The sequence below is a fragment of the Enterobacter cloacae complex sp. 2024EL-00214 genome, from assembly GCF_043945575.1.
GTDB lineage: Bacteria > Pseudomonadota > Gammaproteobacteria > Enterobacterales > Enterobacteriaceae > Enterobacter > Enterobacter cloacae_P.
The window spans coordinates 72,592-99,480 of the sequence record NZ_JBIMRC010000004.1 but is presented as its reverse complement, the minus strand read 5'-3'; the positions used below and the strand labels follow the sequence as shown (position 1 = coordinate 99,480).

30 protein-coding genes are annotated in these 26,889 nt (G+C 53.3%); 16 read left to right on the top strand and 14 right to left on the bottom strand.

All coding sequences use genetic code 11. The features are described 5' to 3' along the window. Window positions 1-84: 84 nt before the first annotated feature. Both rpmA and rplU read right to left on the bottom strand, forming a co-directional pair. Window positions 85-342 (bottom strand): 50S ribosomal protein L27, encoded by a 258-nt coding sequence (gene rpmA / locus ACHHZ6_RS06110; RefSeq protein ID WP_004385076.1) that lies wholly within the window; start codon window positions 340-342, stop codon window positions 85-87. 19 nt (window positions 343-361) lie between these two features. Further along, window positions 362-673, bottom strand: a complete 312-nt coding sequence (gene rplU / locus ACHHZ6_RS06105) for a 50S ribosomal protein L21 (RefSeq protein WP_003025032.1) — start codon at window positions 671-673, stop codon at window positions 362-364. A gap of 257 nt (window positions 674-930) precedes the next feature. On the opposite strand from rplU, the gene ispB reads away from it, so the two are divergent. Together ispB and sfsB are read left to right on the top strand one after the other, a co-directional pair. Further along, window positions 931-1,902, top strand: a complete 972-nt coding sequence (gene ispB, locus ACHHZ6_RS06100) for an octaprenyl diphosphate synthase (RefSeq protein WP_395121907.1) — start codon at window positions 931-933, stop codon at window positions 1,900-1,902. A gap of 228 nt (window positions 1,903-2,130) precedes the next feature. After that, window positions 2,131-2,418, top strand: a complete 288-nt coding sequence (sfsB, locus tag ACHHZ6_RS06095; RefSeq protein WP_182272780.1) for a DNA-binding transcriptional regulator SfsB — start codon at window positions 2,131-2,133, stop codon at window positions 2,416-2,418. Window positions 2,419-2,481: 63 nt separating this feature from the next. On the opposite strand, the gene murA is transcribed toward sfsB, so the two are convergent. The 7 genes from murA to mlaF form a co-directional block, all read right to left on the bottom strand. After that, window positions 2,482-3,741 (bottom strand): UDP-N-acetylglucosamine 1-carboxyvinyltransferase, encoded by a 1,260-nt coding sequence (gene murA, locus ACHHZ6_RS06090; protein WP_182272781.1) that lies wholly within the window; start codon window positions 3,739-3,741, stop codon window positions 2,482-2,484. A gap of 51 nt (window positions 3,742-3,792) precedes the next feature. After that, on the bottom strand, window positions 3,793-4,047 hold the full coding sequence (ibaG, locus tag ACHHZ6_RS06085) for a BolA family iron metabolism protein IbaG (RefSeq protein WP_008501458.1): 255 nt from the start codon (window positions 4,045-4,047) through the stop codon (window positions 3,793-3,795). Window positions 4,048-4,173: 126 nt separating this feature from the next. Further along, window positions 4,174-4,467: a lipid asymmetry maintenance protein MlaB gene (gene mlaB, locus ACHHZ6_RS06080; RefSeq protein WP_182272782.1), complete on the bottom strand. Its 294-nt coding sequence runs from the start codon at window positions 4,465-4,467 to the stop codon at window positions 4,174-4,176. Continuing rightward, a complete protein-coding gene (mlaC, locus tag ACHHZ6_RS06075; protein ID WP_182272783.1) occupies window positions 4,467-5,102 on the bottom strand; it encodes a phospholipid-binding protein MlaC in 636 nt (211 codons plus the stop codon). Before mlaC ends, mlaB begins: the two co-directional genes overlap by 1 nt. 18 nt (window positions 5,103-5,120) lie before the next feature. Beyond that, entirely contained in the window at window positions 5,121-5,669 is a 549-nt protein-coding gene (gene mlaD, locus ACHHZ6_RS06070) for an outer membrane lipid asymmetry maintenance protein MlaD (protein ID WP_182272784.1), read from the bottom strand. Window positions 5,670-5,673: 4 nt separating this feature from the next. Next, a complete protein-coding gene (gene mlaE, locus ACHHZ6_RS06065; RefSeq protein WP_182272785.1) occupies window positions 5,674-6,456 on the bottom strand; it encodes a lipid asymmetry maintenance ABC transporter permease subunit MlaE in 783 nt (260 codons plus the stop codon). Between the two features lie 7 nt (window positions 6,457-6,463). Next, entirely contained in the window at window positions 6,464-7,276 is an 813-nt protein-coding gene (mlaF, locus tag ACHHZ6_RS06060; RefSeq protein WP_196390537.1) for a phospholipid ABC transporter ATP-binding protein MlaF, read from the bottom strand. A gap of 228 nt (window positions 7,277-7,504) precedes the next feature. On the opposite strand from mlaF, the gene ACHHZ6_RS06055 reads away from it, so the two are divergent. The 11 genes from ACHHZ6_RS06055 (at window position 7,505) to npr (ending at window position 15,425) form a co-directional block, all read left to right on the top strand. Beyond that, window positions 7,505-8,482: a calcium/sodium antiporter gene (locus ACHHZ6_RS06055; RefSeq protein WP_182919013.1), complete on the top strand. Its 978-nt coding sequence runs from the start codon at window positions 7,505-7,507 to the stop codon at window positions 8,480-8,482. A 14-nt stretch (window positions 8,483-8,496) separates the two neighbouring features. Beyond that, window positions 8,497-9,483: an arabinose-5-phosphate isomerase KdsD gene (kdsD, locus tag ACHHZ6_RS06050; RefSeq protein WP_182272788.1), complete on the top strand. Its 987-nt coding sequence runs from the start codon at window positions 8,497-8,499 to the stop codon at window positions 9,481-9,483. 14 nt (window positions 9,484-9,497) lie between these two features. Next, the gene (gene kdsC / locus ACHHZ6_RS06045; RefSeq protein ID WP_182274577.1) at window positions 9,498-10,064 is read left to right on the top strand and encodes a 3-deoxy-manno-octulosonate-8-phosphatase KdsC; all 567 of its coding nucleotides are present in this window, start codon (window positions 9,498-9,500) and stop codon (window positions 10,062-10,064) included. Next, window positions 10,061-10,636 carry an LPS export ABC transporter periplasmic protein LptC gene (gene lptC / locus ACHHZ6_RS06040; protein WP_182272789.1) on the top strand — a complete coding sequence of 192 codons (576 nt, stop codon included), beginning with the start codon at window positions 10,061-10,063 and terminating at the stop codon, window positions 10,634-10,636. Before kdsC ends, lptC begins: the two co-directional genes overlap by 4 nt. Beyond that, window positions 10,605-11,159: a lipopolysaccharide ABC transporter substrate-binding protein LptA gene (lptA, locus tag ACHHZ6_RS06035; RefSeq protein WP_182272790.1), complete on the top strand. Its 555-nt coding sequence runs from the start codon at window positions 10,605-10,607 to the stop codon at window positions 11,157-11,159. Before lptC ends, lptA begins: the two co-directional genes overlap by 32 nt. A gap of 6 nt (window positions 11,160-11,165) precedes the next feature. Then, window positions 11,166-11,891 (top strand): LPS export ABC transporter ATP-binding protein, encoded by a 726-nt coding sequence (gene lptB, locus ACHHZ6_RS06030; RefSeq protein WP_395121906.1) that lies wholly within the window; start codon window positions 11,166-11,168, stop codon window positions 11,889-11,891. Window positions 11,892-11,938: 47 nt separating this feature from the next. Then, the gene (rpoN, locus tag ACHHZ6_RS06025; protein ID WP_182272792.1) at window positions 11,939-13,372 is read left to right on the top strand and encodes an RNA polymerase factor sigma-54; all 1,434 of its coding nucleotides are present in this window, start codon (window positions 11,939-11,941) and stop codon (window positions 13,370-13,372) included. Window positions 13,373-13,394: 22 nt separating this feature from the next. Then, window positions 13,395-13,682 carry a ribosome hibernation promoting factor gene (gene hpf / locus ACHHZ6_RS06020; RefSeq protein ID WP_014071954.1) on the top strand — a complete coding sequence of 96 codons (288 nt, stop codon included), beginning with the start codon at window positions 13,395-13,397 and terminating at the stop codon, window positions 13,680-13,682. An 82-nt stretch (window positions 13,683-13,764) separates the two neighbouring features. Further along, on the top strand, window positions 13,765-14,256 hold the full coding sequence (gene ptsN / locus ACHHZ6_RS06015) for a PTS IIA-like nitrogen regulatory protein PtsN (protein ID WP_131635296.1): 492 nt from the start codon (window positions 13,765-13,767) through the stop codon (window positions 14,254-14,256). 45 nt (window positions 14,257-14,301) lie between these two features. Then, window positions 14,302-15,156, top strand: a complete 855-nt coding sequence (gene rapZ / locus ACHHZ6_RS06010; protein WP_182272794.1) for an RNase adapter RapZ — start codon at window positions 14,302-14,304, stop codon at window positions 15,154-15,156. Next, the gene (gene npr, locus ACHHZ6_RS06005) at window positions 15,153-15,425 is read left to right on the top strand and encodes a PTS phosphocarrier protein NPr (protein ID WP_182272795.1); all 273 of its coding nucleotides are present in this window, start codon (window positions 15,153-15,155) and stop codon (window positions 15,423-15,425) included. The genes rapZ and npr overlap by 4 nt, the downstream gene beginning before the upstream one ends. 39 nt (window positions 15,426-15,464) lie before the next feature. Here npr and mtgA read toward each other — a convergent pair whose 3' ends face one another. The 5 genes from mtgA to lptF all read right to left on the bottom strand — a co-directional run bounded on the left by mtgA (window position 15,465) and on the right by lptF (window position 21,728). Continuing rightward, a complete protein-coding gene (mtgA, locus tag ACHHZ6_RS06000; protein ID WP_182272796.1) occupies window positions 15,465-16,190 on the bottom strand; it encodes a monofunctional biosynthetic peptidoglycan transglycosylase in 726 nt (241 codons plus the stop codon). After that, a complete protein-coding gene (gene elbB / locus ACHHZ6_RS05995; RefSeq protein WP_182274578.1) occupies window positions 16,187-16,840 on the bottom strand; it encodes an isoprenoid biosynthesis glyoxalase ElbB in 654 nt (217 codons plus the stop codon). Before elbB ends, mtgA begins: the two co-directional genes overlap by 4 nt. 236 nt (window positions 16,841-17,076) lie before the next feature. Next, the gene (gene arcB, locus ACHHZ6_RS05990; protein WP_182272797.1) at window positions 17,077-19,410 is read right to left on the bottom strand and encodes an aerobic respiration two-component sensor histidine kinase ArcB; all 2,334 of its coding nucleotides are present in this window, start codon (window positions 19,408-19,410) and stop codon (window positions 17,077-17,079) included. A gap of 135 nt (window positions 19,411-19,545) precedes the next feature. Continuing rightward, window positions 19,546-20,628 (bottom strand): LPS export ABC transporter permease LptG, encoded by a 1,083-nt coding sequence (lptG, locus tag ACHHZ6_RS05985; protein WP_182272798.1) that lies wholly within the window; start codon window positions 20,626-20,628, stop codon window positions 19,546-19,548. Further along, the gene (lptF, locus tag ACHHZ6_RS05980) at window positions 20,628-21,728 is read right to left on the bottom strand and encodes an LPS export ABC transporter permease LptF (protein WP_182272799.1); all 1,101 of its coding nucleotides are present in this window, start codon (window positions 21,726-21,728) and stop codon (window positions 20,628-20,630) included. Before lptF ends, lptG begins: the two co-directional genes overlap by 1 nt. A gap of 266 nt (window positions 21,729-21,994) precedes the next feature. Here lptF and pepA point away from each other — a divergent pair, with 266 nt between their 5' ends. The 3 genes from pepA (at window position 21,995) to ACHHZ6_RS05965 (ending at window position 26,878) form a co-directional block, all read left to right on the top strand. After that, a complete protein-coding gene (pepA, locus tag ACHHZ6_RS05975; RefSeq protein ID WP_182272800.1) occupies window positions 21,995-23,506 on the top strand; it encodes a leucyl aminopeptidase in 1,512 nt (503 codons plus the stop codon). 73 nt (window positions 23,507-23,579) lie between these two features. After that, window positions 23,580-24,023: a DNA polymerase III subunit chi gene (holC, locus tag ACHHZ6_RS05970; protein WP_182272801.1), complete on the top strand. Its 444-nt coding sequence runs from the start codon at window positions 23,580-23,582 to the stop codon at window positions 24,021-24,023. Next, window positions 24,023-26,878: a valine--tRNA ligase gene (locus ACHHZ6_RS05965; RefSeq protein WP_182272802.1), complete on the top strand. Its 2,856-nt coding sequence runs from the start codon at window positions 24,023-24,025 to the stop codon at window positions 26,876-26,878. Before holC ends, ACHHZ6_RS05965 begins: the two co-directional genes overlap by 1 nt. The last annotated feature ends 11 nt before the right edge of the window (window positions 26,879-26,889 follow it).

The following is a 26,889-nucleotide window of genomic DNA, read 5'->3' as shown; positions in this document are numbered from 1 at the left end:
CTACAGAAAATTTTCCGGGTTTCCAATGTAAAAAGCCCCGCAACGTGTTGCGGGGCTTTAATCCGTTACCGGACCGAGAAAACCTTACTCAGCAACGATGCTGATGTATTTACGGTTGTTCGGGCCTTTAACTTCAAATTTCACTTTACCGTCTGCTTTAGCAAACAGAGTGTGGTCACGACCGCAACCTACGTTGTTGCCAGCGTGGAATTTGGTACCACGTTGACGAACGATGATGCTACCCGCCAGAACGGATTCGCCACCGAAACGCTTAACGCCCAGGCGTTTAGCTTCTGAATCGCGACCGTTACGTGTGGAGCCGCCAGCCTTTTTATGTGCCATTTAAATCTCTCCTCAGGTCTTAGGCGCTGATGCCAGTAATTTTCACATCAGTGAACCACTGACGGTGGCCCTGCTGCTTACGGTAGTGTTTACGACGACGAAACTTAACGATTTTAACTTTCTCGCCACGACCATGAGCAACAACTTCAGCTTTGATAACGCCGCCATCAACGAAAGGAACGCCGATTTTGACTTCTTCACCGTTTGCGATCATCAGAACTTCAGCGAACTCAACAGATTCGCCAGTTGCGATGTCCAGCTTTTCCAGGCGAACGGTCTGACCTTCGCTTACTCGGTGTTGTTTACCACCACTTTGGAAAACCGCGTACATATAAACTCCGCTTCCGCGCACATCCTCGTATGAATCAGAGTGCGCTATAAATATTCACAATAGGGCGCGAATATTACGCAAAACGCGAGCCTTTGACAAGTGCTACCGTCAATACATGAAGAAAAAAAACACAACACGTACGGTAACGTTTATCTGAGCCGTTTTTTCAGTACAATCAGCAATACTATTGATAAACCGAAACCCTTTGTTACCCCATTGAAGATGGGATAAACAGGATAAAAAGCCCGGCTTTTGCGATGAATTTAGAAAAAATCAACGAGTTAACCGCGCAAGATATGGCGGGTGTAAATGCAGCAATCCTGGAGCAACTCAACTCTGACGTTCAGCTGATCAACCAGTTGGGCTATTACATCGTCAGCGGCGGCGGCAAACGCATTCGCCCGATGATTGCCATTCTGGCTGCCAAAGCCGTTGGCTACCAGGGAAATGCGCACGTCACTATTGCAGCACTGATCGAATTTATCCACACCGCAACGCTTCTTCACGACGACGTCGTAGATGAATCCGACATGCGTCGTGGCAAAGCCACGGCAAATGCCGCCTTTGGCAACGCAGCCAGCGTTCTGGTGGGGGATTTTATCTATACCCGCGCCTTCCAGATGATGACCAGCCTCGGTTCGCTGAAGGTGCTGGAAGTGATGTCTGAAGCCGTTAACGTCATCGCCGAAGGCGAAGTGCTGCAGCTGATGAACGTCAACGATCCGGATATTACCGAAGAGAACTACATGCGCGTGATCTACAGCAAGACAGCGCGCTTGTTTGAAGCGGCGGCTCAGTGCTCCGGTATTCTGGCAGGTTGCACAGAGGCACAGGAAAAAGGGCTGCAGGACTATGGCCGCTATCTTGGCACCGCGTTCCAGTTGATTGACGATTTACTGGATTACAGCGCCGATGGCGAAACACTCGGTAAAAACGTGGGTGATGACCTGAACGAAGGTAAGCCAACCCTGCCGCTGCTGCATGCAATGCGCAATGGTTCACCTGAACAGGCCAAAATGATCCGTGAGGCTATCGAGCAGGGAAATGGTCGACATCTTCTGGAACCGGTACTGGAAACAATGGCTATCTGCGGGTCGCTGGAGTGGACACGCCAGCGTGCTGAAGAAGAGGCCGATAAAGCCATTGCGGCTCTTCAGGTCATTCCAGACAGCCCGTGGCGTGATGCTCTCATTGCGCTAGCCCACATTGCCGTCCAGCGCGATCGCTAACCTCTCCTCTTCTCCCCGTATCAATACGGGGAGATTCCAGTAAACGCCAATAAATTCCATATTCATGTTAAATCATCGGCTTACATGCCGCATGAATAAAGCCATGTCATATTCTGAATATTGCTTCCAGTAACGCGAACTTTTTAGAACCAATGTTCGAAATGCGTATAGTACCCCTGTCGTTTCAGGAGAAATGACGTGGGTGAATACGAACATAAGGACAGCTTTATGGATACGAAATTTATCGACTGGCATTCCGCAGATATCATTGCGGCACTGCGTAAAAAAGGAACATCGCTTGCAGCAGAGTCACGCCGCAGTGGCTTAAGCTCTTCCACTCTGGCAAATGCGCTGACCCGTCCGTGGCCCAAGGGTGAATTGATTATTGCAACGGCGCTGGAAACACACCCGTGGATAATCTGGCCGTCGCGCTACCACGATCCCATTACCCATGAATTTATTGACAGAACACGCATGATTCGCCAGAAAAAAACGAAAGGAGAGCAGCCGGTGTAATGCTCTTTTTTTGACAGGAATAGCAACCCCCCGGTCATTTCTGGCAGGGGGCTGCCGGAACGATTACTCGCCCTTTACACGCTCGATATTCGCACCCAGCGCGCGCAGTTTGTCTTCAATACGCTCATAGCCACGATCGATGTGGTAGATACGATCAACAACCGTCGTCCCTTCCGCGATACAGCCTGCCAGCACAAGGCTTGCTGACGCACGCAGATCGGTTGCCATCACCTGTGCGCCAGACAGTTTTTCTACGCCGTGGCAGATCACGGTGTTGCTTTCGATTTCTGCATGCGCGCCCATACGGATCAGTTCCGGTACGTGCATAAAGCGGTTTTCGAAGATGGTCTCCGTGATCACACCAGTACCTTCAGCCACCAGGTTCAACAGGGTGAACTGCGCCTGCATATCGGTCGGGAAGGCCGGATGTGGAGCCGTGCGAACGGTAACCGCTTTCGGGCGCTTGCCGTGCATGTCCAGGCTGATCCAGTCTTCTCCGGTCTCAATATCTGCACCGGCTTCACGCAGTTTTGCCAGTACGGCATCCAGAGTGTCAGGCTGTGCATTACGGCACACAATTTTGCCGCCAGAAATGGCTGCAGCCACCAGGAAGGTACCGGTTTCGATACGGTCTGGCAGAACGCGGTACACACCGCCACCCAGGCGCTCAACGCCTTCGATGGTGATACGGTCAGTACCCTGGCCAGAGATCTTCGCCCCCAGCGCGATAAGGAAGTTGGCGGTATCCACAATTTCCGGCTCGCGAGCAGCGTTCTCGATGATGGTGGTACCTTCTGCCAGCGTCGCCGCCGACATGATGGTGACGGTTGCGCCAACGCTTACTTTGTCCATGACAATGTGTGCGCCTTTCAGACGGCCATTAACGGACGCTTTAACGTAACCTTCTTCGAGTTTGATCTCTGCGCCCAGTTTTTCCAGGCCAAAGATATGCAAGTCAACCGGACGCGCGCCGATAGCACAGCCCCCCGGCAGAGAGACCTGACCCTGACCAAAACGCGCCACCAGCGGGCCCAGCGCCCAGATGGATGCACGCATGGTTTTTACCAGGTCGTACGGTGCAGAGAAGTTGTTAACGTTGCTGGCATCAATCCAGACGGAACCGTTGCGCTCGACTTTGGTACCCAGTTGACCAAGCAGTTTCATGGTCGTGTCGATATCTTTCAGCTTCGGTACGTTCTGAATTTCTACCGGCTCTTCCGCGAGCAACGCAGCGAAGAGGATTGGCAGCGCGGCATTTTTTGCGCCAGAAATTGTGACTTCGCCCTGGAGGCGAGTAGGCCCCTGTACACGAAATTTGTCCATGTAATTGCTCTCTTATAAATTCAACCGTGCTGCGGGCGCATCGCCCCCAGCTCAAAAACCATTTAGTTTGCGATCGCGTGCCCACTCTTGTGGGGTGAACGCTTTGATCGACAGGGCGTGGATGCGGTTATCTGCAATGTATTCCATCAGCGGCGCGTAAACAGCCTGCTGCTTCTTCACACGGCTCATACCGTCGAACATCTCACCCACAGCAATAACCTGGAAGTGACTGCCATCGCCAGTGACGTGGGCTTCCTGAAGGGAGAGTGCATTCATCAGCACTGTCTGGATTTCATGATTTTCCATGGGCTCTTAATCATCTGATAGTGAAAACAAGCCAAACATCTTAGAGCAAAGTGGCGTTGTCTTAAACAAGCAAAAAGCCCCGACGGTGAAACTGCCAGGGCTTGCGGAAGTAACGTACTGAAAAAATTAGTGAGGTAACAGCTCTTCAGATAAATTGTAGAGCTGTGCCAGGGTCACGACATTATCGCTCGCGCCAGCCAACGTGACGTTGGCTCCCTGCTTTTTCCCCACGGCAACAAGATGGATGAGCAGCGCAATGCCTGCCGTATCGACCCGCGTAACGTCGCTTAAATCAATCTGTGTAACGCCCTGCATGGCTTCGTGGCGCTTATCCCATAAAGGGTTCAGCAGATCCTGGTCAAGCTCACCAGACAGCGTTAACACTTCGCCTTCACGCGACCAGCTAAGTTGCTGTGACATTACTTTTTCTCGTCCAGAGAAATTTTCTGACGAGAGATAGACTGCAGCTGTGCGGTCAGGCCATCAATGCCTTTGGTGCGCAGCAGGTCGCTCCACTCGTTCTGCTTAGTCGTGATCATGCTCACCCCTTCGGCAATCATGTCATACGCCTGCCAGTTTCCGGTCTGGCTGTTTTTACGCCACTGGAAGTCCAGGCGAACCGGTGGACGGCCATTAGGATCCAGGATGGTCACGCGGATAGGAATAATGGTCGCACCACCCAGCGGTTGCTCCGGGGCAATCTGGTAGGTCTGACCGTGATACATCGCCAGTGCCTGGCCGTATGCCTGTTTCAGGTATTCGTGGAATGCAGCAAAGTAGGCATCACGCTGCGCAGGGGTGGCGTCTTTGTAGTAACGGCCCAGTACCAGTGCGCCTGCATATTTGATCTGCACATATGGCAGCAATTCCTGATCGACTACATCACGCAGATAGTCAGGATTTGCACGAATTTTAGGTTGTTCATTTTTAAGACGATCGAAGGTTTTCTTCGCGGCCTCGTCCATCAGTTTGTACGGGTTGCTCTGATCCGCAGCATGTACTGCGGTGAGAGGGGCAATGACCAGCATGGCAACCATTAACAGTCGTTTAAACATGAATCACTTCTCCTGGTATTAATTGGTCGCGCCTGGGGTCGGCTCGACGTTGGTATGGTCTTTCCCCTGTGCAGGGGTAGCATCAGACGTTTTATCTTCCCCTTTACCGCTGTAAAGGAACTGACCAATCATATCCTCCAGCACCATCGCTGACTTCGTATCCTGGATCACGCTACCGTCTTTAAGAATAGTCGTCCCCAGTTCTGGATCTTCAAAACCAATGTTAAGAGCCAGATATTGCTCGCCCAACAGACCAGAAGTACGAATGGAAAGAGAGCTGGTATCCGGGATATGGTTATAGCGCTCTTCGATATCCATCGCGACACGCGGCAGATAGGTTTTCTCATCAAGCGTAATGTCCGCAACGCGGCCAATCACCACACCGCCAACGCGTACTGGTGAGCGTGCTTTCAGGCCACCGATATTATCGAAAGTGGCATAGACACGGTAAGTCGGCTCAGTACGGATAGACGTAATATCCGCTGCTCTCAGGCAGATAAACAGAGCGGCCAGCAGTGCCAGCAGCAGGAACACGCCGACCCAAATTTCATTTTTTCTCGTTTGCATGAACTCAATTCCCAAACATCAGTGCGGTGAGCACAAAATCCAGACCCAGTACGGCCAGTGACGAATGAACGACAGTACGTGTAGTTGCACGGCTAATGCCCGCCGACGTCGGAATAGCATCGTAACCATTAAACAATGCAATCCAGGTGACCGTAATGGCAAATACCACGCTCTTAATCAGACAGTTAACCAGATCCTTTCTCAGGTCGATGGCGTCCTGCATGGCAGACCAGAAGAACCCGGCATCAATGCCTTTCCAGTGCACACCAACCAGCGAACCGCCCCAGATCCCCACGGCAACAAAGAGGACAGTCAGTAACGGCAATGAGATAACACCGGCCCAGAAACGTGGCGAGATCACGCGACGCAGCGGATCGACCGCCATCATCTCCATACTGGAAAGCTGCTCGGTCGCGCGCATCAGGCCAATTTCTGCGGTTAAGGCCGACCCTGCTCGCCCGGCAAACAGCAATGCGGCAACAACCGGCCCCAGCTCACGCAGTAGCGAAAGTGCCACCAGCATCCCGAGACTGGTTTCTGCACTGTAGGTCGTCAGCACAAGATAACCCTGCAGCCCAAGCACCATGCCGATAAACAGACCGGAAACAATGATGATGAGCATCGACAACACGCCGACGTTATAGAGCTGTCGCACCAGTAAAGGTGCGTGCTTACGAAATTCCGGCTTGCCGACCAGCGCGTTGAATAACATCAATCCGGCACGCCCGAACGTCCTGATGGTTTTTATGCCACGGTGTCCAAGAGCGGCCAACGCATTTAACAGCATGAGTGGCTTAACTCCCTATTCCCAATAAATCGTCACGATAGTCACCCGCGGGATAACGGAACGGTACAGGCCCATCCGCAATACCGTCCAGGAACTGCCGCACTTGCGGATCGCAATTTTCCTGCAACGCCTGAGCGCTGCCATGCGCGACGATCCTTTTGTCTGCCACAATGTAGGCATAGTCGGCAATACTCAACACTTCCGGCACATCGTGAGAAACCACGATACAGGTAACGCCGAGCGCGCTGTTCAGTTCAGAAATGAGCTTCACCAGCACGCCCATCGTGATAGGATCCTGTCCGACAAACGGCTCGTCGAACATGATTAAATCGGGTTCTAATGCAATGGCTCGTGCCAGCGCAGCGCGGCGCGCCATACCACCGGAAAGCTCTGATGGCATCAGCTTCGCGGCTCCCCGCAGCCCCACAGCTTCAAGCTTCATCATCACCGTGCTTTTCAGTAGCTCGGGCGGCAAATGGGTATGCTCACGCAGTGGGTAAGCCACGTTATCAAAGACATTCATATCGGTGAACAGTGCCCCCGACTGAAAAAGCATACTCATGCGCTTGCGGACAGTATACAGACGCGAGCGAGACATCTCCGGGATGTTTTCACCGTCGAAGAGAATTTCACCGCTATCCGGTGGAATTTGCCCGCCAATAAGACGCAGCAAAGTCGTTTTACCGATCCCTGATGGCCCCATGATAGCGGTTATCTTACCACGCGGGACCGTCAGCGAAATATCATCAAATATCAATCGGTTGGCACGAGAAAAACTCACACCACGTACATCGACTAAATTCGCCATCGTTTGGCTCATTTATGGTTCCTTTCTTGCCCGACTCCACGCTGAGCATGAAGCTTAAATCAGCCCTAAACTCAGCATTTTTACAGAATATTAGCCGTTGAGGTTAGCGAAAGCTGGCATTTGTTTTACTTTTCCGGCGCATAAAGTCAAAATTAGGAATTCGTTACGCCTCAGACGCTATGCAACGCCAACAATTCCTGCGCGGTGGACCGGCGAGTATACCTGAAGAAAGGACTTTTGATGCTTTTAGCAACAGCACTGTTAATAATTGGTTTACTTTTGGTGGTCTACAGTGCTGACCGTTTGGTGTTTGCTGCATCTATCCTGTGTCGACTGATTGGCGTGCCACCTATTGTCATTGGGATGACCGTTGTCAGTGTCGGAACATCACTTCCTGAAATTATCGTTTCTGTCACAGCATCGCTGCATGGTCAGGCAGACCTGGCTATTGGCACTGCGATTGGCTCCAACATCGTCAACATTCTCCTTATTCTGGGCTTAGCGGCGCTGCTGCATCCATTTCGCGTGCATTCTGATGTTCTGCGTCGTGAATTGCCGCTAATGTTAATCGTAAGCCTGCTGGCAGGCTGCGTATTTTATGATGGCGTACTGAGCTACAGTGACGGCATTTTTTTGCTGGCGCTGGCCGTCATATGGTTGCTTTATATTGTGAAAATCGCCCGTCAGGCTGAAAAGCAAGGCCATGACAGCCTGACACGTGAGCAAATTGCCGAACTCCCGCGTGAAGGTACACTGCCTGTCGCACTCCTCTGGCTTGGTGTCGCGCTGATCATTATGCCAATGGCTACGCGCATGGTGGTAGATAACGCGACGGTGCTGGCGAACTATTTCGCCATGAGCGAACTCACCATCGGTCTGACCGTCATTGCCATCGGAACCAGTCTGCCGGAGTTGGCCACGGCCATCGCTGGCGCACGGAAAGGTGAAGACGATATCGCGATTGGCAATATCATTGGTTCAAACATTTTTAACATCGCCATCGTGATGGGCCTGCCAGCCCTGATAACGCCAGGACCCTTTAACCCCCTGGCCTTCTCGCGCGATTACGGTGTGATGTTGCTGGTCAGCGTTATTTTTGCTCTGCTCTGCTGGCGGCGACAACGACAGATCGGCAAAGGCGCAGGTGCGCTGCTGACAGGTGGATTTATCGTATGGATGGCGATGCTGTACTGGCTTTCGCCTCTTCTCTCTGGGTAAAACGGAAACGTATTATGTCGCAAGTAGAATTGCAGCCGGGTTTTGACTTTCAGAAAGCAGGCAAAGATGTTCTGGAGATTGAACGTGAAGGTCTGGCGCAGTTAGATCAGTACATTAACCAGGACTTTAGTCAGGCATGTGAGAAGATGTTCTACTGTGCCGGTAAAGTTGTGGTGATGGGAATGGGCAAGTCCGGCCATATTGGACGCAAAATGGCAGCGACGTTTGCCAGCACGGGAACCTCCTCCTTCTTTGTTCACCCGGGGGAAGCCGCGCACGGTGACCTGGGCATGGTAACGCCACAGGATGTCGTTATTGCGCTGTCGAACTCTGGTGAATCCAATGAGATCCTGGCGCTGATCCCGGTACTGAAGCGCCTGCAGGTTCCCCTGATTTGCATGACCAGCCGCCCCGAAAGCAGCATGGCGCGCGCTGCAGATATTCATCTGTGCGTCAAAGTTCCCAAAGAAGCCTGCCCGCTTGGCCTTGCGCCAACGTCCAGCACCACGGCGGCGCTGGTCATGGGTGATGCGCTTGCCGTTGCGCTGCTGGAAGCACGTGGTTTTACCCCTGAAGATTTCGCGCTTTCCCATCCTGGCGGTGCGCTGGGGCGTAAGCTGCTGCTGCGGGTTAACGACATTATGCATACTGGCGATGAGATCCCTCACGTCAGTAAAGCGGCCTCCCTGCGCGATGCGCTGCTGGAAATCACCCGTAAAAATCTGGGTATGACGGTGGTGTGCGACGACCTGATGAAAATTCAGGGAATTTTCACCGACGGCGACTTACGCCGCGTGTTCGATATGGGTGTCGACGTCCGCACGCTCGGGATCGCCGATGTCATGACCCCAGGCGGCATCCGCGTTCGCCCTGGCACCCTGGCAGTGGATGTGCTGAACCTGATGCAGTCCCGTCATATCACCTCAGTCATGGTTGCCGATGGCGACCAATTGCTGGGTGTGGTACATATGCATGATCTGCTGCGCGCAGGCGTAGTGTAATGAAGGATAAGACAATGAGTAATGCGGGTGCATCCCTTGCAACCTGTTATGGCCCGGTCAGTACCCATATGATGGCGAAGGCAGAAAATATTCGTCTGCTCATCCTCGATGTGGATGGCGTACTCTCCGACGGTCTGATTTATATGGGCAATAATGGTGAAGAGCTGAAAGCGTTTAACGTTCGCGACGGCTACGGCATTCGCTGTGCGCTGACGTCGGGTATCGAAGTTGCCATCATCACCGGGCGGAAAGCTAAACTTGTAGAAGACCGCTGTGAAACGTTAGGCATTACCCATCTTTACCAGGGACAATCCGACAAGGTGGCAGCCTTCAATGACTTACTGGGAAAACTGGCTATTGCACCGGAAAACGTGGCCTATGTCGGGGACGATCTGATTGACTGGCCGGTCATGGCTGAAGTCGGCCTGAGTATCGCGGTTGCGGATGCGCATCCGCTGCTGATCCCGCGAGCTGACTACGTCACCCATATCAACGGTGGCCGGGGTGCTGTACGTGAAGTCTGCGATCTGCTTCTGCTGGCGCAGGGCAAGCTTGATGAGGCCAAAGGGCAATCGATATGAGTAAAACCAGACGTTGGGTTATCATTCTGCTTTCGCTTGTCGCACTGGTACTGATTGGCGTGAACCTTGCCGATCGTGACGATACACAAACGGAAGTGGTCAATACTAACGATCCAACCTATAAAAGCGATCACAGCGACACCGTGGTCTACAGCCCGGAAGGTGCGCTGAACTATCGCCTGATTGCCCAGCATGTTGAATATTTTTCAAATGACGGTATTTCGTGGTTTACCCAGCCAGTCATGACGACGTTTGATACTGACAAAGTTCCGACGTGGTCAATTAAGTCAGACCGGGCAAAACTGACAAATGACCGTATGCTTTACCTGTATGGCCACGTTGAAGTCAACGCCCTGACCGCTGACTCGCAACTACGCAAAATTACGACAGATAATGCCCAAATCAACCTGGTGACCCAGGACGTGACTTCGCAGGATCTGGTCACATTGTATGGCACAACATTTAATTCCAGCGGTCTGAGAATGCGCGGGAACTTACGCAGCAAAAATGCCGAGCTGATTGAAAAGGTTAGAACCTCCTATGAAATTCAAAACAAACAAACTCAGCCTTAAAGTAATTATCGCCAGTGCGATGCTGGCAGCCAGTCTTCCCGCGCTTGCTGTGACTGGCGATACCGAACAGCCTATCCATATCGAATCCGACACGCAGTCGCTCGATATGCAGGGTAACGTCGTCACCTTTACGGGCAACGTCGTAATGACCCAGGGCACCATCAAAATTAACGCCGACAAAGTGGTCGTCACCCGTCCTGGCGGTGAGCAAGGCAAAGAAATTATTGATGGCTATGGCAACCCGGCCACCTTCTATCAGATGCAGGACAGCGGTAAGCCGGTAAAAGGTCATGCCACACATATGCACTATGAGCTGGCGAAGGATCTTGTCATCCTGACCGGTAATGCCTACCTGGAACAGCTGGACAGCAATATCACCGGTGACCAGATCACCTATCTGGTGAAAGAGCAAAAAATGCAGGCTTCCAGCGAGAAAGGCAAACGCGTAACCACCGTGCTTGTTCCATCGCAGCTGCAGGACAAAGGTAAGGGCCAGGCCCCGGCACAGAAGAAGAGTAACTAATTCGTTATGGCAACATTAACTGCAAAAAATCTCGCGAAAGCCTATAAGGGCCGCCGTGTCGTGGAAGATGTCAGTCTGACCGTCAACTCCGGCGAAATCGTTGGCCTGCTCGGCCCAAACGGTGCGGGTAAAACCACAACTTTCTACATGGTTGTTGGCATTGTGCCGCGTGATGCTGGCAACATTGTCATTGATGACGAAGACATCAGCCTTCTGCCACTGCATGCGCGCGCGCGTCGCGGTATCGGCTATCTGCCTCAGGAAGCCTCCATTTTCCGCCGTCTGAGCGTTTTCGATAACCTGATGGCGGTACTGCAAATTCGCGACGACCTGACCAACGAACAGCGTCAGGATCGCGCGAATGAACTGATGGAAGAATTTCACATTGAGCACCTGCGTGACAGCCTGGGTCAGGCGCTGTCAGGTGGTGAACGCCGTCGTGTTGAGATTGCCCGTGCGCTGGCTGCAAACCCGAAATTTATCCTTCTGGATGAACCGTTTGCGGGCGTTGACCCAATCTCCGTTATCGACATTAAACGCATTATTGAACACCTGCGCGACAGCGGGCTTGGCGTATTGATCACTGACCACAACGTCCGTGAAACGCTGGCCGTGTGTGAACGCGCCTATATTGTTAGCCAGGGCCATCTGATTGCCCACGGTACGCCGCAGCAGATCCTCGAAGATGATCATGTTAAGCGCGTGTATCTTGGGGAAGACTTCAGACTCTGATAGGGTAGAGGTAACGTAACGCCGAACCGGAGAAAAATGCTCTGAACATGAAGCAAGGTTTGCAATTAAGGCTCAGCCAACAACTGGCAATGACGCCGCAGTTACAGCAGGCAATTCGCCTGCTGCAACTGTCTACATTAGAACTCCAGCAGGAGCTCCAGCAAGCGCTGGACAGCAATCCGTTACTGGAGCAAGCCGATCTTCATGACGAGGTAGATACCCAGCAGTCGCAGGACACCGAAACACTCGACACCGTTGATGCTCTCGAGCAAAAAGAGATGCCGGACGAGCTTCCTCTGGATGCCAGCTGGGATGAAATCTACACCGCCGGAACGCCTTCCGGGACGCGTGCAGACTACCAGGACGATGAGCTACCGGTTTATCAGGGTGAAACTACCCAGTCGCTGCAGGATTACCTGATGTGGCAAGTAGAGCTCACCCCTTTCTCTGATACCGATCGCGCGATTGCGACCTCTATCGTCGATGCCGTTGATGACACTGGCTATTTGACCGTCACGCTGGAGGAAATCCTCGAAAGTATCGGTGACGAAGAGATCGAGCCCGAAGAGATTGAAGCCGTTTTGAAGCGTATCCAGCGCTTCGACCCGGTTGGCGTGGCGGCGAAAGATCTCCGAGATTGCCTTTTGATCCAGCTGTCGCAGTTCAGTAAAGAGACGCCGTGGATCGAAGAAGCCCGCTTAATCATCAGCGATCATCTGGATCTTCTGGCTAACCATGATTTCCGCACGCTCATGCGCGTCACGCGTCTGAAAGAAGAAGTGCTGAAAGAGGCGGTTAACCTGATTCAGTCGCTCGATCCGCGACCCGGACAGTCGATCCAGACCAGCGAACCGGAATATGTCATTCCGGACGTACTGGTGAGAAAACATAATGACCGCTGGGTCGTTGAACTGAATTCCGACAGCATCCCTCGCCTGCAAATCAACCAGCAGTATGCCTCCATGTGCACCAGCGTGCGCAACGACTCCGATAATCAATATATTCGTAGCAATTTGCAGGAAGCACGATGGTTGATCAAAAGTCTGGAGAGCAGAAATGATACGCTACTGCGCGTGAGCCGCTGTATTGTCGAGCAGCAGCAGGCATTCTTCGAGCAGGGCGAAGAGTATATGAAACCGATGGTACTGGCGGACATCGCCCAGGCCGTCGAAATGCACGAATCAACCATTTCTCGTGTGACCACGCAGAAGTATCTGCACAGTCCGCGAGGCATTTTTGAGCTTAAGTATTTCTTCTCCAGCCATGTGAACACCGAAGGCGGTGGCGAAGCCTCGTCAACGGCGATCCGCGCACTGGTGAAGAAGTTGATCGCCGCGGAGAATCCCGCGAAGCCACTGAGTGACAGTAAGTTAACCACCATGCTGTCCGACCAGGGTATTATGGTGGCACGCCGCACTGTTGCGAAGTATCGAGAGTCTTTATCCATTCCGCCGTCTAACCAGCGTAAACAACTGGTCTGACACAACCGATAAGGAAGACACTATGCAGCTCAACATCACAGGACACAATGTCGAAATCACTGACGCTTTGCGCGATTTTGTGAACGCTAAGTTCGCGAAACTCGAGCAGTATTTCGAAAGGATCAATCAGGTCTATATTGTGTTGAAAGTGGAGAAAGTGACTCATATCTCGGATGCAACCCTGCACGTGAACGGGGGTGAACTCCATGCCAGTGCGGAAGGGCAAGACATGTACGCTGCTATCGACGGCTTGATTGACAAGCTTGCGCGGCAGCTAAATAAACATAAAGATAAACTGAAACAACACTAATTGTCCGGGCAGTTAACGGGTGCAGACAGGCCTGTTGTGAAACACAACAGGCCATTTGTGCAGTTAGCGCTTAGGTGAAATTATGATGAACAACGATTCCGCTCTTCAACTGAGCAATGTCCTTAACCAGGAATGTACCCGCAGTGGCGTTCACTGCCAGAGCAAAAAACGTGCGCTGGAGATCATCAGTGAACTGGCCGCAAAACAGCTGGGCCTACCGCCGCAGGTGGTGTTCGAAGCGATTCTGACCCGCGAAAAAATGGGCAGTACCGGCATCGGCAACGGCATCGCGATCCCGCACGGCAAACTGGAAGAAGACACATTGCGTGCCGTCGGTGTATTTGTGCAGCTGGAAACGCCTATCGCCTTCGATGCCATTGATAACCAGCCCGTCGATCTCCTCTTCGCGCTGCTGGTTCCTGCCGACCAGACGAAAACGCATCTGCATACGCTTTCACTGGTTGCTAAACGTCTGGCCGATAAAACCATTTGCCGTCGACTGCGTTCAGCCCAAAGTGATGAAGAGCTCTATCAGATTATCACTGAAGCAGAAGGCAATCAGGATGATGCATAACCGGGAGATGGCCTTCACATCTGTTGTCCTGAGGAGAAACGGAACATGGTGCTGATGATCGTCAGCGGTCGTTCAGGGTCGGGAAAATCTGTCGCCCTGCGTGCGCTGGAAGATATGGGTTTTTACTGCGTAGATAACCTGCCGGTCGTGTTACTGCCCGATCTGGCGCGGACGCTTGCCGACAGGCAAATCTCGGCGGCCGTCAGTATCGACGTCCGTAACATGCCCGAATCACCAGAAATCTTTGAGCAGGCGATGAGCAACCTGCCGGAGTCTTTCTCACCTCAGCTGCTGTTCCTTGATGCTGACCGCAACACCCTGATTCGTCGCTACAGCGATACCCGTCGTTTGCATCCTCTTTCCAGTAAAAATCTCTCTCTGGAAAGCGCTATCGACGAAGAGAGCGATCTGCTGGAGCCGCTGCGCTCCCGTGCCGATCTGATTGTCGACACCTCCGAAATGTCCGTTCATGAGCTGGCAGAGATGTTGCGTACCCGCCTGCTGGGCAAACGCGAACGTGAACTGACGATGGTGTTCGAATCCTTCGGCTTTAAGCACGGTATTCCTATCGATGCGGATTATGTTTTCGACGTGCGCTTCCTGCCGAACCCGCACTGGGATCCAAAACTGCGTCCTATGACCGGTCTGGATAAACCCGTGGCGGCCTTCCTCGACAGGCACACAGAAGTTCACAATTTTATCTACCAGACGCGAAGCTACCTTGAGCTATGGTTACCTATGCTGGAGACAAACAATCGTAGCTACCTGACAGTGGCGATTGGTTGTACCGGCGGTAAACATCGTTCGGTTTACATCGCCGAACAGCTGGCCGACTACTTCCGTTCGCGCGGGAAGAACGTTCAGTCCCGTCATCGTACGCTGGAAAAACGTAAAACATGACCGTAAAACACACCGTTGAGATCACCAACAAGCTGGGCATGCATGCACGCCCGGCAATGAAACTGTTTGAGCTGATGCAGGGTTTCGATGCAGAAGTTCTGCTGCGTAACGATGAAGGTACCGAGGCGGAAGCAAACAGCGTGATTGCACTGCTGATGCTGGACTCGGCCAAAGGCCGCCAGATCGAAGTAGAAGCCACTGGCCCACAGGAAGTGGAAGCGCTGGCAGCGGTGATTGCCCTGTTTAACGCCGGGTTTGACGAAGACTGATCCCTGTCTCTCAGGCGGGTGGCGCTACGCCTACCCGCCCTACATCAGCTTATTTCTCTCCATAAATCCTTCCCCACCTAGCTGACGCATCTGGCGCATAATCCATGCCTGACGGCTGCGCACATAACCCGATGGCGCACTGGCCTTAAAGCGAACGGGATTCGGTAATACTGCCGCTAACAACGCAGCCTCAGAGAGGCTCAACCGGCTGGCCGGTTTATTGAAATAACGCTGTGCGGCCGCTTCAACGCCAAACACGCCGTCACCAAACTCGGCGATATTCAGGTAGATGGTCAGAATACGTTTCTTGCTCCAGACCGTTTCCATCCCCAGCGTCAAACCCGCTTCCAGCCCTTTTCGTACCCAGCTTCGACCATCCCATAAAAACAGATTTTTTGCCGTCTGCTGTGACAACGTCGAGGCCCCGCGCACGCGGTTTTCGTGGCGTTCGTTATGGGCCAGAGCCTTCTCAATGGCCGCCACGTCAAAACCCCAGTGCTCCGGGAATTTTTGATCTTCTGCGGCAATCACAGCCAGTCCCATGAACGGGGAAATTTCATCCATGCTCACCCAGTCAGAGTGAGCGACATAGCTGAAATCACCGGAGAGCCATGCGCCGAGCTGGCGCTCAACCATCACGGCCGAAAACGGTACCGGCATAATGCTGAATAAAGCGATCCCGCCGCCCCAGAAAACAGCCAGCACGAGCGCAATGCGTAACAGGGTACGTTTCACCCACGTACCCACAGCAAACTGGCGACTCATTCAGTCAGAACCAGCACTCTGTCCACCAGCTTTTCAATGCCCGTGGCGGCCTCTGCGATATTTTGCGCCAGCATATACGCAGGTGTGGTGACGATCCTGTTGTCTTCATCAACCACAATGTCATCGACCGGACAAGGCACATGTTCGCCCCCCATATCTTCAATGACCTCTGCAGTATCAATATCCGTCCCGATGGTCAGGCGCAGCGGGAAATCAAAAATTTTGGGTAGCATCGCCGGGGCAATACAGATAAAGCCCAGCGGTTTACCCGCCGCATGCATCGCCTGTGACAACGCTTTTAAATCCGGATCGATATGACATTCCGCACCCTGGGCCGCAAAGGTACTGAGGTTTTTGGCCGCGCCAAACCCACCAGGCACAATTAACGCGTCCAGCTCCGTGGCATCGGCCTGAATCAGGGGATGGATCTCCCCCCTCGCAATACGTGCGGCTTCAGTCAGCACGTTACGGGTTTCTGCCATCGATTCACCAGTCAGATGATTGACAACATCCGTCTGGTTTTTATCCGGCGCGAAACAGATCGCCTCAGCACCATGCCGGGCCAATGCCAGGAGGGTAATGACGGCTTCATGTATCTCCGAACCATCGTAAACACCGCATCCGCTCAGCACGACACCAATCTTTTTCATCATGACGTTCCTTCTATGCAACTCACTGAAGCACATTAATAATTCTGATTAAAACGCTATGCTTCACACATTTCACTGATTCATGTAACAAATCATTTAAGATTTGCTATCTTATCTGCGTGCGGCCCAAATATTCAGGCTGCGTCGTAAGCAAAAACAACACGAAAGAAATATCAGGCGCAGCCACGATTTCCCTGGTGTTGGCGCAGTATTCGCGCACCCCGGTTAAGCCGGGGTCATTTTTTTCTGGTATCCACCCAGGCTTTCAGCACCGCCACATCGTTCTGCCACTCCTGCTTCATCTCTTCAACCCAATCACCCACGTTATCTTCCCAGGCAGGTAAATCAGGCGACTGAATTTGTTGTCCCAGTTGTTGCAGGTGGCGTAGCCCGACCGAACCCGCCGCGCCTTTGATCTTATGCCCCTCTTCGACGATACCTTTCTGGTCACGCGCGGTCAGGTTAGACTCCAGCACGCTCAGGTAGCCCGGCATCATTTTTTCAAACACGGCCAGACCGTCGGTAATCAGTTTTGGGCCAACCAGATCGATATACTGCTCCAGCATGGCGGTATCCAGTATTGCTTGTGCTTTTGCGCTATCAACAGACGTCATGGTGCTTTCCTCTTCATCACAGGTATCCCAGAACTTCTTGATCATGGCGGTCAGGGCAGGCACCGCCAGCGGCTTGCTGAGCACATCATCCATACCGGCATCGAGGTACTCTTTTTTGTCTTTCAGCACATTTGCCGTCAGCGCAACCAGCGGCGGCAGATCGTCGGCAGCATACTTGCTCGTCAGTTCACGTGAGATATCCAGGCCGGTCATATCCGGCAGCTGAATATCCAGCAGGACGAGGTCATATTCACCCGGAGTGAACATCTCCAGTGCGGCTTTCCCGGTCATCGCCACATCCACACTGTTGCCCAGTTTTTCCAGCACTGAACGAGCCACAATCACGTTCAGCTCAATGTCTTCCACCAGCAGAACGTGCAGCGCTGGCAGCGGCATATCGTCGTTTTCAAAGGTATCCTCAACCTCTTCTGCCACCGCTGGCGCATGCACCGTCAGGGTAAAGGTAGAGCCTTTGCCCGCCTGGCTGGCCACCGTGATATCCCCACCCATACTCTTCGCAAGACGTTTAGACACCGCCAGGCCAATACCGGTACCCGTTGCAGGTTTACCGCCGTGGCTGTCCTTCACCTGATAATACATGGCGAAGATTTTGTCCTGTTCTTCCTGCGGAATACCAATCCCTGAGTCTTCCACCTCAAAGTGCAGCATATCGCCGTCGTCATAGCGGATACGCACTGCAACCCGCCCCTTCTGGGTAAACTTCACGGCGTTACTGATCAGGTTCCACAGAATTTGTCGCAGACGCGTACCGTCCGTCACCACTTTATGCGGCAACGGCAACGTTGGCTCCATGACAAAGCTCAACCCCTTTTGCTGCGCCTGCAAACCGGAAAGGTTCTCCAGATCGGCAAGGAAGCTGGTGAAATCAACCGGCTGATTATCAAGCTGGACCTTACGGCGCTCCATCTTATCCATATCGATAATATCATTGAAGATATTGCCCAACGTGACCGCCGAGACGTGGATCGTTTTAAGGTATTTCTCCTGTTCACTGGTCAGATCGGTATCCAGCAAAATGCGACTTAACCCGACAATCCCGTTCAGCGGTGTGCGCAGTTCGTGACTGATGGTGGAGATGAATGTGGTTTTGTCACGGCTGGCACGCTCAAGCGCATCCTGATAGCGCTTACGCTCGGTAATATCGCGGCCAAAGCCCATCAGGCCGTGACGTTTCCCGACGCGGTCATAGTACGGTACCTTGCGGATCTCAAAACAGGCTTTCCGTCCGTCCGGGTAATCCAGCCACTGCTCGTAAGTCAGCGAGACGTTATGACGGAAGACTTTTTCATCCGTCTCCATCACTTTAGCGGCAGCCTCTTCGGAGTAGACATCCTGTGGTTTCAGGTTAATCAATTGCTTTTCGCTTTTGCCGGTCAACAGCTCCATCGCCCGGTTACAGCCGGAAAATTCTTTATCTTCATTACGATAGAAAACCAGATCCGGTGAAGCATCAAGGAAGGAGCGCAGGAAAGAGGATTGCTGTTCGAGCTGGATCTGCGTCACTTCACGCTCTTTCATCTCGATTTTCAGCTGCTCCAGCGTGGTCTGACGCTCGGCCTCAGCCTTCTCACGTTCTGAAATTTCCTGGTTAAGCTGCGCAATGTTGTCCTTGAGCTGGACATTGAGCTTGAGATCGCGCTCGCGCATCTCCTCCAGTTTCTCAACCAGCCGGGTAAGGCGCTGACGGGACTCTTCGAGTTGCTCAACCACCACAGAGAGGAAATAGACCGCCCACGGCGTAATCAGCAAACCGAAGAAGATAGAGCGGATCACGTCGATACTCTCGACCTGACCATGCAGAACCATAGTCACCGCCATTTGCACCACAATGGCCAGTACAACCAGTGCCAGCGCCAGCAGCATGGAGAAACGCACCAGCCCGAGCTTCATCATCAGATCGACGTAGTACTGGGCAAGCATTCGAATTTGCTTCATAGAGGATCCCTTCACGACTTTATCGCTCAATAATACTCAAATTCGCGACGGGGCGTTGAAGGTTGTGAGAAAAAGTGCGGGGTGAAACAGGAGATTAGCCTCGCTCCCGGCAAACCGGAAGCGAGGAGAGGTCAATCAGGAACGTTTCAGAAGCAGCCAGAGGCTGATCAGGAAGAAGCTGGCACTCGGCAGCAGCGCACCGATAATCGGCGGAATGCCATAAACCAGCGTCAGCGGGCCGAAAATCTGGTCGAGGACGTAGAACACAAAGCCGAAGCTGATACCGGTGACAACACGAATCCCCATCGGCACGCTACGCAGCGGCCCGAAGATAAACGACAAGGCCATCAGCATCATTACCGCCACGGACATCGGCTGGAAGATTTTGCTCCACATATTGAGCTGATAACGCCCGGCATCCTGCCCGCTCGACTTCAGGTATTTCACATAGTTGTGCAAACCGCTAATGGAGAGCGCGTCAGGATCCAGCGCAACGACACCCAGTTTGTCCGGAGTGAGCTTAGTCTTCCACGTGCCGGAAACCGTCTGAGAACCGGTGATCTGTTTCGGGTCTGTCAGGTCAGATTCATCAACCTGCGACAAACGCCACAGCTTGTTAGCCGTATCAAATTTGGCCGATGCGGCATAGCGAACAGACTGTAAACGACGCTCATTATTGAAAGCATAAATACTCACGCCGCCCAGTTCGTCATCACCTTTCACACGTTCGATATAGACAAAGTTATTGCCATCTTTCGCCCACAGACCTTGCTGAGTCGAGAGCAGTGAACCACCGTACATCGCCTGAGCACGGAAGTTACGCGCTGTCTGCTCGCCCTGCGGTGCCACCCACTCACCAATCGCCATCGTCAGCAGTACCAACGGGATCGCCGTTTTCATGACTGACAGGGCAACCTGCATACGGGTAAAACCGGAGGCTTGCATGACCACCAGCTCACTACGCTGCGCCAGCATCCCCAGCCCAAGCAGCGCGCCTAACAGCGCCGCCATCGGGAAGAAGATCTGCACATCTTTTGGCACACTGAGCAGGGTAAACATCCCCGCGCCCATTGCATCGTAGCTCCCCTGCCCGGCTTTTTTCAGCTGATCGACAAATTTGATGATGCCGGAGAGCGACACCAGCATGAACAATGTCATCATGATGGTGGAGAAAATTGTTTTACCGATATAGCGATCGAGAACGCCAAACGCCTGCATTACAACGCTCCTTTACGCGAGAATCGGGCACGAATGCGGCGCACCGGCACCGTATCCCACAGGTTTAATCCCAGCGCCAGCAGGATATACACGCTGTTGACGACCCACGTCCAGACCATCGGGTCCAGCTTACCTTTCGCACCGTTAGAGCGAATCGAGGTTTGCAGCAGGAAATACACCAGGTAAAGCAGCATCGCTGGCAGCATAGAGAGCACGCGTCCCTGACGCGGGTTCACTACGCTCAGTGGGACAACAATAAATGCCATCATAAACACGGTGAAGACGAGAGTAATACGCCAGTGGAACTCCGCTTTCGCCCTGTCGGTGTCCGTATTCCATAGCGTGCGCATATCCATCTGCTCGGTGTCACTTGAATCCAGTGCCACTGCCTGATGGCCAATAATGGCCTGATAGTTCATGAAGTCCGTAATACGGAAATCACGCAGCATCGCGGTCCCTTCAAAACGGGTCCCTTTATTCAGCGTCACTATCTGGGAACCATCTTTACGCTGAGCCAGTTGACCGGAATCTGCAACCACCACCGACGGACGCGCATTACCTTTCGTCCGTAGCTGCGCCAGGAAGACGTCGTTGAATTTACTGCCATCAACGCTCTCAATAAACAGTACAGAGTTACCGTCAGTCGCCTGCTGGAACTGTCCCTGCGCTAACGCTGCCATGCCGGGGTTCGCTTTGGCTTCAGCCAGCACTTCATCCTGATGGCGAGAGGACATGGGGCCGGCCCACATCACGTTCACGGCGGCAACAATGCCGGTGAACAGCGCCAGAACAAAGGCTGCTTTCACCAGCACGGCTTTACTCAAGCCGCAGGCGTGCATGACCGTAATTTCACTTTCGGTATAGAGCCTGCCCAACGTCATGAGCAGACCAAGGAAAAGACTTAGCGGCAGGATAAGCTGCGCCATTTCCGGGATCCCTAAACCTAGCAGGGAAAGCACCAGATTCGTTGGAATTTCGCCGTCAACGGCCGCACCGAGGATCTTAACCAGCTTCTGACAGAAAAAAATCAGCAGCAGGATGAAGAGGATCGCCAGTTGGCTTTTGAGCGTCTCCCGCACCAGATATCTTATGATTATCACTTTAAATACGCCCGTAAAAACCCGTCTCTTTGCTGGAAAATCGCTTGTTTCATGGCTTAAACGTCATTTATTCTCTTGAGTCGTCGAAATCATCGCTAAGATTAAAACATCCGGCGGATTCACGCCTCAGGACTTTTTCTGACGTGTCGAAACCGTAGTAACGTAAGATTAACACGAAGTCACCACAACAGCGGACATGAGTTACGAAAGGTTTCAATTCTATCTGTAGCCGCCGCCGTTGTCTTTAAGATTCAGGAGCGTAGTGCATGGAGTTCAGTGTAAAAAGCGGTAGCCCGGAGAAACAGCGGAGTGCCTGCATCGTTGTGGGCGTCTTTGAACCACGCCGACTCTCCCCGATAGCCGAGCAACTCGATAAAATCAGTGACGGCTACATCAGCGCCCTGCTGCGCCGTGGCGAACTGGAAGGTAAACCTGGGCAGACGCTGTTACTGCACCATGTTCCGAACGTACTGTCCGAACGTATTCTGCTGATTGGCTGCGGCAAAGAACGCGAGCTGGATGAGCGTCAGTACAAGCAAGTTATTCAGAAAACGATCAATACGCTGAATGATACCGGTTCAATGGAAGCGGTGTGCTTCCTGACTGAACTGCACGTCAAAGGCCGCAACACCTACTGGAAAGTTCGCCAGGCAGTCGAAACCGCTAAAGAGAGTCTGTACAGTTTCGATCAACTGAAGACCAACAAAAGCGAGCCGCGTCGTCCGCTGCGTAAAATGGTCTTTAACGTGCCAACCCGTCGCGAACTGACCAGCGGCGAGCGCGCTATCCAGCACGGTCTGGCGATTGCCTCCGGCATCAAGGCAGCTAAAGATCTTGGCAACATGCCACCAAACATCTGTAATGCCGCGTACCTGGCCTCTCAGGCTCGCCAGTTGGCGGACTCTTACAGTAAGAATGTCATCACCCGCGTCATCGGCGAACAGCAGATGAAAGAGCTGGGCATGCACTCTTATCTCGCGGTCGGAAACGGTTCTCAGAACGAATCCCTGATGTCGGTCATCGAGTACAAAGGCAACCCGTCCGAAGACGCGCGCCCTGTCGTGCTGGTCGGTAAAGGCCTGACCTTTGACTCCGGCGGTATCTCCATCAAACCAGCCGAAGGCATGGATGAGATGAAGTACGACATGTGCGGTGCTGCGGCTGTTTATGGTGTGATGCGCATGGTCGCTGAGCTTCAGCTGCCCATTAACGTTATCGGCATACTGGCAGGCTGTGAAAACATGCCTGGCGGTCGCGCGTACCGTCCAGGTGACGTACTGACCACCATGTCCGGCCAGACCGTTGAAGTGCTGAACACCGATGCCGAAGGTCGACTGGTGCTGTGTGATGTGCTGACCTACGTCGAGCGTTTCGAACCTGAAGCGGTCATTGACGTCGCAACGCTGACCGGTGCCTGCGTGATTGCGCTGGGCCACCACATCACCGGATTGATGTCTAACCACAACCCGCTGGCACACGAGCTTATCGGCGCGTCCGAGCAGGCGGGTGACCGTGCATGGCGTCTGCCACTGGGCGATGAATTCCAGGAACAGCTGGAATCCAACTTCGCAGATATGGCGAATATTGGCGGCCGCCCTGGCGGTGCGATTACCGCAGGCTGCTTCCTGTCGCGCTTCACCCGCAAGTACAACTGGGCACACCTGGATATCGCGGGCACCGCATGGCGCTCCGGTAAAGCCAAAGGTGCAACTGGTCGTCCGGTCGCGTTGCTGTCGCAGTTCCTGCTTAACCGCGCAGGATTTAACGGCGAAGAGTAATTGCCGTTTGTAGGCCGGGTAGGCACTGCGCCGCCCGGCTTTGCATTTAAATCCACAACAAGAAGCCCCATATATGAAGAATGCAACGTTCTACCTTCTGGACAACGACACCCACCAGGATGGCCTCAGCGCTGTTGAACAACTGGTGTGTGAAATTGCCGCAGAACGTTGGCGCGCAGGTAAACGCGTTCTGATTGCCTGTGAAGATGAACAACAGGCTATCCGCCTTGACGAAGCGCTGTGGGCACGCCCACCGGAGAGTTTTGTTCCGCATAACTTGTCCGGAGAAGGGCCACGCGGCGGCGCACCGGTAGAAATTGCCTGGCCGCAAAAGCGCAACAGCAGCGCGCGCGATATTCTGATTAGCCTGCGGATAGATTTTGCAGATTTTGCCACCGCTTTCACAGAAGTGGTAGACTTTGTCCCCTACGAAGAATCTTTGAAACAACTGGCACGCGAGCGCTATAAAGCGTACCGCCTGGCTGGTTTTAACCTGAATACGGCAACCTGGACATAATGGAAAAAACATATAACCCACGCGATATCGAACAGCCGCTTTACGAGCACTGGGAACAGCAGGGCTATTTCAAGCCTAACGGCGATGAAAGCAAAGAGTCCTTCTGCATCATGATCCCACCGCCGAACGTCACCGGCAGTTTGCATATGGGTCATGCCTTCCAGCAGACCATCATGGACACCATGATCCGCTATCAGCGCATGCAGGGTAAAAACACCCTATGGCAGGCGGGGACTGACCACGCGGGTATCGCGACCCAGATGGTGGTTGAGCGTAAAATTGCCGCTGAAGAAGGTAAAACCCGCCACGACTACGGTCGTGATGCCTTCATCGACAAAATCTGGCAGTGGAAAGCCGAATCTGGTGGCACCATCACCCGTCAGATGCGCCGTCTTGGCAACTCCGTAGACTGGGAGCGCGAACGCTTCACTATGGATGAAGGTCTTTCCAACGCCGTGAAAGAAGTGTTTGTCCGTCTGTACAAAGAAGACCTGATTTACCGCGGCAAACGCCTGGTCAACTGGGACCCGAAACTGCGCACCGCCATCTCTGACCTGGAAGTGGAAAACCGTGAGTCTAAAGGCTCCATGTGGCACATCCGCTATCCACTGGCCGACGGCGCGAAAACTGCAGACGGTAAAGATTACCTGGTCGTGGCGACCACCCGTCCGGAAACCCTGCTGGGCGATACTGGCGTGGCTGTTAACCCGGAAGATCCGCGTTATAAAGATCTGATCGGTAAATTTGTTGTGTTGCCGCTGGTTAACCGCCGTATTCCTGTTGTGGGCGACGAACACGCCGACATGGAAAAAGGCACCGGCTGCGTGAAAATCACGCCAGCGCACGACTTCAACGACTATGAAGTGGGTCGTCGTCACGCCCTGCCGATGATCAACATTCTGACCTTCGACGGTGATATCCGTGAAAGCGCAGAAGTGTATGACACCAAAGGCAACGAATCTGACGTTTACTCAAGCGACATCCCGGCAGAGTTCCAGAAGCTGGAGCGTTTTGCTGCGCGTAAAGCCGTTGTGGCTGCCGTTGATGCACTCGGTCTGCTGGAAGAGATTAAACCTCACGATCTGACCGTGCCGTACGGCGACCGTGGTGGTGTGGTTATCGAGCCGATGCTGACCGACCAGTGGTATGTGCGTGCTGACGTGCTGGCAAAACCGGCGGTTGAAGCGGTTGAGAACGGGAGCATCCAGTTTGTACCGAAGCAGTACGAAAACATGTACTTCTCCTGGATGCGTGATATTCAGGACTGGTGTATCTCTCGTCAGCTGTGGTGGGGTCACCGTATTCCGGCGTGGTATGACAACGAAGGCAACGTCTACGTTGGCCGCAGTGAAGACGAAGTGCGTCAGGAAAACAACCTGAGCGCCGACGTTGCCCTGCGTCAGGACGAAGACGTGCTGGACACCTGGTTCTCCTCCGCACTGTGGACGTTCTCCACACTCGGCTGGCCAGAAAACACCGATGCGCTGCGTCAGTTCCACCCAACCAGCGTAATGGTTTCCGGCTTCGACATCATCTTCTTCTGGATTGCCCGCATGATCATGATGACCATGCACTTCATCAAAGATGAAGATGGCAAGCCGCAGGTTCCGTTCCATACCGTCTATATGACTGGCCTGATCCGTGATGACGAAGGCCAGAAGATGTCCAAATCCAAGGGCAACGTTATTGACCCGCTGGATATGGTTGACGGTATCTCCCTGGAAGACCTGCTGGAGAAACGCACCGGCAACATGATGCAGCCACAGCTGGCAGAGAAAATCCGCAAGCGTACCGAGAAGCAGTTCCCGAACGGGATTGAGTCTCACGGTACCGACGCCCTGCGTTTCACCCTGGCAGCGCTGGCCTCTACGGGCCGCGACATCAACTGGGACATGAAACGTCTGGAAGGTTACCGTAACTTCTGTAACAAACTGTGGAACGCCAGCCGCTTCGTGCTGATGAACACGGAAGATCAGGATTGCGGCTTCAACGGCGGCGAAATGACCCTGTCTCTGGCGGATCGCTGGATCCTGGCCGAGTTCAACCAGACGGTGAAAGCGTTCCGTGAAGCGCTGGACAGCTACCGCTTTGATATCGCGGCGGGCATCCTGTACGAATTCACCTGGAACCAGTTCTGTGACTGGTACCTGGAGCTGGCGAAGCCGGTTATGAACGGTGGGTCTGAAGCAGAACTGCGCGGCACGCGTAATACGCTGATTACCGTTCTGGAAGGACTGCTGCGTCTGGCGCATCCGGTGATTCCATTTATCACCGAAACCATCTGGCAGCGTGTGAAGGTGATTGCGGGTATCAACGCAGATACCATCATGCTCCAGCCATTCCCGGAATTCGATGCAGCCCGTGTTGATGAAGCTGCAGCTGCCGATACCGAATGGCTGAAACAGGCGATTGTTGCGGTACGTAACATCCGCGCAGAAATGAACATCGCTCCGGGTAAACCGCTTGAGCTGCTGCTGCGCGGTTGCAGCGACGCGGTTGTTCGTCGTGTCACCGAGAACAACACCTTCCTGAAAACGATGGCGCGTCTGGAAAGCATCACCGTGCTGCCGGCTGATGATAAAGGTCCGGTTTCCGTGACTAAAATCATCGACGGTGCTGAGCTGCTGATCCCGATGGCAGGCCTTATCGACAAAGACGCAGAGCTGGCTCGTCTGGCGAAAGAAGTGGCGAAAGTCGATGTGGAAATTGGCAAAATCGAAAGCAAACTGGCGAACGAAGGCTTTGTAGCCCGCGCGCCGGAAGCGGTCATCGCGAAAGAGCGTGAGCGTCTGGTTGCCTTCGCGGATGCCAGGACCAAACTGATCGAGCAGCAGGCGGTTATTGCGGCGCTGTAATAGTATGAAAA

Bases quoted from the DNA above. Each gene is read 5' to 3' on its own strand.
- mlaB (WP_182272782.1), bottom strand. From the start codon at position 4,467: ATGTCACAGCAACTTAGCTGGTCGCGTGAAGGCGAAGTGTTAACGCTG.
- mlaD (WP_182272784.1), bottom strand. From the start codon at position 5,669: ATGCAAACGAGAAAAAATGAAATTTGGGTCGGCGTGTTCCTGCTGCTG.
- kdsD (WP_182272788.1), top strand. From the start codon at position 8,497: ATGTCGCAAGTAGAATTGCAGCCGGGTTTTGACTTTCAGAAAGCAGGC.
- lptB (WP_395121906.1), top strand. From the start codon at position 11,166: ATGGCAACATTAACTGCAAAAAATCTCGCGAAAGCCTATAAGGGCCGC.
- elbB (WP_182274578.1), bottom strand. From the start codon at position 16,840: ATGAAAAAGATTGGTGTCGTGCTGAGCGGATGCGGTGTTTACGATGGT.
- murA (WP_182272781.1), bottom strand. From the start codon at position 3,741: ATGGACAAATTTCGTGTACAGGGGCCTACTCGCCTCCAGGGCGAAGTC.
- rplU (WP_003025032.1), bottom strand. From the start codon at position 673: ATGTACGCGGTTTTCCAAAGTGGTGGTAAACAACACCGAGTAAGCGAA.
- ptsN (WP_131635296.1), top strand. From the start codon at position 13,765: ATGATGAACAACGATTCCGCTCTTCAACTGAGCAATGTCCTTAACCAG.
- mlaE (WP_182272785.1), bottom strand. From the start codon at position 6,456: ATGCTGTTAAATGCGTTGGCCGCTCTTGGACACCGTGGCATAAAAACC.
- pepA (WP_182272800.1), top strand. From the start codon at position 21,995: ATGGAGTTCAGTGTAAAAAGCGGTAGCCCGGAGAAACAGCGGAGTGCC.
- kdsC (WP_182274577.1), top strand. From the start codon at position 9,498: ATGAGTAATGCGGGTGCATCCCTTGCAACCTGTTATGGCCCGGTCAGT.
- ACHHZ6_RS06055 (WP_182919013.1), top strand. From the start codon at position 7,505: ATGCTTTTAGCAACAGCACTGTTAATAATTGGTTTACTTTTGGTGGTC.
- mtgA (WP_182272796.1), bottom strand. From the start codon at position 16,190: ATGAGTCGCCAGTTTGCTGTGGGTACGTGGGTGAAACGTACCCTGTTA.
- ACHHZ6_RS05965 (WP_182272802.1), top strand. From the start codon at position 24,023: ATGGAAAAAACATATAACCCACGCGATATCGAACAGCCGCTTTACGAG.
- rpmA (WP_004385076.1), bottom strand. From the start codon at position 342: ATGGCACATAAAAAGGCTGGCGGCTCCACACGTAACGGTCGCGATTCA.
- ispB (WP_395121907.1), top strand. From the start codon at position 931: ATGAATTTAGAAAAAATCAACGAGTTAACCGCGCAAGATATGGCGGGT.
- arcB (WP_182272797.1), bottom strand. From the start codon at position 19,410: ATGAAGCAAATTCGAATGCTTGCCCAGTACTACGTCGATCTGATGATG.
- hpf (WP_014071954.1), top strand. From the start codon at position 13,395: ATGCAGCTCAACATCACAGGACACAATGTCGAAATCACTGACGCTTTG.
- lptG (WP_182272798.1), bottom strand. From the start codon at position 20,628: ATGCAGGCGTTTGGCGTTCTCGATCGCTATATCGGTAAAACAATTTTC.
- ibaG (WP_008501458.1), bottom strand. From the start codon at position 4,047: ATGGAAAATCATGAAATCCAGACAGTGCTGATGAATGCACTCTCCCTT.
- rapZ (WP_182272794.1), top strand. From the start codon at position 14,302: ATGGTGCTGATGATCGTCAGCGGTCGTTCAGGGTCGGGAAAATCTGTC.
- lptC (WP_182272789.1), top strand. From the start codon at position 10,061: ATGAGTAAAACCAGACGTTGGGTTATCATTCTGCTTTCGCTTGTCGCA.
- holC (WP_182272801.1), top strand. From the start codon at position 23,580: ATGAAGAATGCAACGTTCTACCTTCTGGACAACGACACCCACCAGGAT.
- npr (WP_182272795.1), top strand. From the start codon at position 15,153: ATGACCGTAAAACACACCGTTGAGATCACCAACAAGCTGGGCATGCAT.
- mlaF (WP_196390537.1), bottom strand. From the start codon at position 7,276: ATGAGCCAAACGATGGCGAATTTAGTCGATGTACGTGGTGTGAGTTTT.
- rpoN (WP_182272792.1), top strand. From the start codon at position 11,939: ATGAAGCAAGGTTTGCAATTAAGGCTCAGCCAACAACTGGCAATGACG.
- mlaC (WP_182272783.1), bottom strand. From the start codon at position 5,102: ATGTTTAAACGACTGTTAATGGTTGCCATGCTGGTCATTGCCCCTCTC.
- sfsB (WP_182272780.1), top strand. From the start codon at position 2,131: ATGGATACGAAATTTATCGACTGGCATTCCGCAGATATCATTGCGGCA.
- lptA (WP_182272790.1), top strand. From the start codon at position 10,605: ATGAAATTCAAAACAAACAAACTCAGCCTTAAAGTAATTATCGCCAGT.